We start from the raw sequence: 4038 nt of genomic DNA on the forward strand, positions 1-4038 counted from the left end.
GCTGGGCTGGGGGTGGGTGGCGCGGGTTTGCCTGCGCCTCTCCCCACCTCACTTCCCGCACCTCACCGTCGAGCGTGTCGCGGCCCCGCCCGCCGACTTACGCGCCCCCTTCGTCTTATGCGCTCTCGATGCCCGCCGTAGGCCGGGCCGTGCGTCCTGCTTGGTCCATTCCGGGCGCGAACCTGTGCGCAGATCGCAGCAGCGCCCACCCGGCCCGCGGTCGAACCGCGAACTGTCGCCTTCCAGCACCGGTTGATTCGTATTACGATAGTGCTCATGGAGCGGAGAATTCAGGGGGAACCAGTCTCGGAGGAACAGCTCGACAAGTGGGTCGCCGAGGCTGAGGAGGGGTACGACCCCGCCTGGTTGAAGAAGCGGAAGGGGCGCCCGGCCCGGGCAGAACACGCTGCGCAAGTGGTACCGGTCCGATTGACGGAAGCCGAGCTCAAGGCGGTGATGCAACGGGCGGATCGGGAGCACCTCAATCGATCAGAGGCGATCCGACGGGCCCTCGCAGAGTGGGCCGCCGCCTCGTGATCATTCGTCGATCCGCGCGAAAGCACGGAATCGCTGATGACGACATTGTGACCGCCGCGGAGTCAGCCCTATTCGCCGCGCCGCTAGACGATGATCACCCCCAGCGAGTTCTCGTGCTGGGGTTCGACTCTCAGGCCCGCGTCCTGGAACTGGTCGTATTGCGCTACGACGACGGGACCCGTGAGGTCATTCATGCAACGAAAGCGCGCCGAACCTATCTCGACTTGATCGACTAGCTCCTAACGTTCTGGTCGCGCTCGTGTGCCATGAGGCCTTCGTTCAAATTCCTGGCCGTGGCGGGCCGTTGTCATCGTCTCCTTCCAGCCCGAACCCCGTCCGCGACACGCGACCTCACGCCACCCCGGCCACCTACCCGCCCCTTCGGCGTCCGACAGCGGCCAACCCCGGCGGTGACGTACCCGCCCCCTACAGTGAGCCCGACCCGCCAGGACCATCCAGGAGAACGCTGTGGACTCACTCGCCCTCGTCACCGCCCGCGCGCGCGGGGACGTCTGATGGCGACCCGGCCCTCACGCAAGTCCCCCACCAGGCGCAAGCGCAGATCGACGCGGGCGACGTCGGCCACCAAGCCCAGCGCGGCACAGACGGTTCCGACTATTCCTCCCGGCCAGCAGGTGTGGCTGCTCGAGCTCCCTTGGGGTGGTCTGGGCGGCGGGACGCCGGCCGGGGTGACCTACTACAAGTCGCTCACCGCCCACGCCTACGTCGGTACCACCCTGCCGGACCCGCTGAAGCCCTACGCCAGCAAGCCGTACTCGTACCTGCGGTGGCTGGAGGACGAGCTCAACGGCAGCGAGGGCCCGGGGGCGACCGCCGCACCGATGACGCTGCGTCCGGAGCAGAGTGCGGACGTGGACGCGATCGTCGCGGCCGCCCGGCGCGGGTTCCGGCAGGTCCACCTGGCGAACGATGTGGGCACCGGCAAGACCCTGGTGGCGGTGGCGGCGGCCAAGGCCATCGCGACGGAGCGCGGCGGACGCACCATTCTGGTGACGGTGGACCGGCCGGCGCGCATCACCATCCCGTCGTGGCGGCGGACCATCGCCGCGCTCACACAAGACGACCGGGGCGACGACGACCTGCGCTGGATCATCATGTCCTCCGACAGCTTGGGCAAGCTCATGGCCCGCAACGGTCGGCCGCGTCTCAAGGTCGATGTGGCGGTGATCGACGAGGCTCACCAGTTCCGTCACGCCAGTAAGCGCACGAGCTACATGCGTCGTCTGACCCGCATGGACGGCCCTCACGAGAAGGCGCCGTTCGTGCTGTCGATCACCGCCACCCCTGGCCATCACCCGGGCGAATGGGGTTACCTGTCGTCGCTGTTCGCGCAGGTCCACGGCGATCCCCCGACCGCGTGGTCGGACTTCGGGCGGGCCCTGGCCGAGCGAGGTGCGCCCTTGGAGACCTCCTATGGAAAGTGGACGTGGAGCGCCGAGGCCAAGGAGTCGTTGCCGACGCAGCAGGCCGCCATCAGCGACGCACGCGACATGCTGCTGCGGCACGATCCGCCGCTGATGCTCACCCGGTCGGCGCCGTGGGGGCCGCCTCCGTTCGACGTGGACCTGGTGGAACTGACCCCGGACCAGTGGCGGGCCTACGAGCTGGAATGGGGCGACTTCCAGCGGGAGATGCAGCTGGCCCGGACGGGCAACAATGTCGCCCGCGGGCTGGCCGCGCTGGCGCGGCTGCGCCAGAAGGCGTCGATGATCCGGGTCGAGCACACCGTCGCGGCGGCCAAGGCCGAACTCGAGCGCGGCTACCAGGTGCTGATCGCCACCGAGATGGTGTCCACGGCCGCGCACCCGGTGGCCGAGCTGCTCGAGGCCGACCGGATCCCGGTCGCACGGATCTACGGCTCGAACCCGCAGGCCGAGGCCGAGCGGATGCGGTTCCAGCGCGGCGAGGCGCCGGTGGTGGTGTTCAACACGCCCACCGCGATCAACCTGCAGGCGCGCGAGCAGTTCGCCGACGGTTCCTACGCCACCGACACCCCGCGCAGAGGCTTCTTCCACCAGGCCCGCTACTCGGGGATCCTGCCCGAACAGACGATGGGCCGCGCGCACCGGAATCATCAAGTGTGCGCCTGGTCACTCCTTATGTAGTAACCGGCACCTGTTGGGTGCGCTCTATACTGGTTGACATGACCGTCTCGCAACCCATGAACCTCGCGCAGGTGAAGACCGTCCATCTGAGTGTGTTGTCGGACATGGTTGACCGGCCTGCGTGGCTGGAGTCCTTAATGAGCCAGGCGGCTGGGATTCTTCGCCGGAAGGCTCCCCTCTATATTCCGGTGACTGCCAACGGGAATATTCATCCTGCGGTTGCCGAGTGGGCGCGGAGGTATCACTCCGTCAATACAGCTTCCGCTTATGCGTCAGATGTGGCGCTCTTTTTCAGATGGCTTGGTCCGGGGAATGACTGGCTTGCGGTGCGCCGCGCTGAGATTAACGATTTCATGGACCGGCGTCGCTTTGGCGCCTCGGGCGATGATGATCTGCGAGATATTCCGGCGGAGCCGGTATCTGCATCAACGCTAGCTCGCAACCTGGTCGCCATTCGCTCGCTTTACGACGTGGCTGTGGGTCTGGGAATTATCTCCGGCAATCCAGTGCCGTCGGGACGGATCAATGCCACCAAAGGACAGTTGTCAGCGGACGTCAACTGGCTGACCCGCCGGGCGTACGACCGCTGGCGGGCCGAGGGCCTGCTGGGGATTGGATCAGCTCGCGGCGAATCGTTGATGATGCGTGAGAGGAACACCGCGTACGCGGACTTGCTTTACCACACTGGCCTGCGACGAACTGAAGGTGCTGGGCTGCTGACGTTTGAGATTCCCAGCGCTGATTTCAGCACGCGACTAGTCTCTGGGCGCGTGCCAGCTTCGCTGTCGAAAGGGAGCCCGTCGCGGGGCCGGATGATGTACTTGGACCGCGCGACGCACCAGTCGATCACGTCATATGTCACCGGGGCGCGTGAGGTCGAGGTGGCGTTCGGCCTTCGGTCTGGCATCTACGAGCAGGACGCGGACCCGCTGATCCTGAAAGAGATTTCCCGCCGCGGAGGGATTCCGACCAAGGTCCTGGTGAGCCGACCCGCAAGGGCTGGTGAAGAGCGTTGGTGGCGGCTGGACGACCTCACGCTCGCCCAGCGCACACGCATGTACGCACTGGATGAGGAGGGGCGTCGGCGTCCTCTCATGGTGTGGCTCGGGACGGGCGGGAAGCCTGTCGGCGTCTCCAACTGGAACACCGTCTTCAAGTCTGCTTCCGCCCGAACGGCGGGTTCTCGCGGCGCGTGGGGGGCCGGTCTCGCGGTCCTCGATGACACAACGATTCGGGTCCATCCCCATATGCTTCGCCACTCGTTCGCGCTGTATGTGTTTGCGCTCGCCGCACACATGGAAATGTGCCAGCGTGGTGCACTAACCCCGCTGATTCACGGGCCGGTGTGACTGCTGCTGTCGGGTGACGGCGGGCT

The 4038-nt window shown here is 66.6% G+C and carries 3 protein-coding genes; all 3 read left to right on the top strand.

Annotation, left to right across the window (positions count from 1 at the left end):
- The first annotated feature begins 276 nt into the window (after nucleotides 1–276).
- The 3 genes from IY392_RS06660 (at nucleotide 277) to IY392_RS06670 (ending at nucleotide 4012) form a co-directional block, all read left to right on the top strand.
- A complete protein-coding gene (locus IY392_RS06660) occupies nucleotides 277–537 on the top strand; it encodes a ribbon-helix-helix protein, CopG family (protein WP_182612063.1) in 261 nt (86 codons plus the stop codon).
- Between the two features lie 515 nt (nucleotides 538–1052).
- Nucleotides 1053–2663 (top strand): DEAD/DEAH box helicase family protein, encoded by a 1611-nt coding sequence (locus tag IY392_RS06665; protein ID WP_194860816.1) that lies wholly within the window; start codon nucleotides 1053–1055, stop codon nucleotides 2661–2663.
- Nucleotides 2664–2701: 38 nt separating this feature from the next.
- Nucleotides 2702–4012 (top strand): site-specific integrase, encoded by a 1311-nt coding sequence (locus tag IY392_RS06670; RefSeq protein ID WP_194860817.1) that lies wholly within the window; start codon nucleotides 2702–2704, stop codon nucleotides 4010–4012.
- Nucleotides 4013–4038: the final 26 nt, after the last annotated feature.

It is taken from the genome of Dietzia sp. SYD-A1 (genome assembly GCF_015356725.1).
In the GTDB taxonomy this organism is placed as follows: domain Bacteria; phylum Actinomycetota; class Actinomycetes; order Mycobacteriales; family Mycobacteriaceae; genus Dietzia.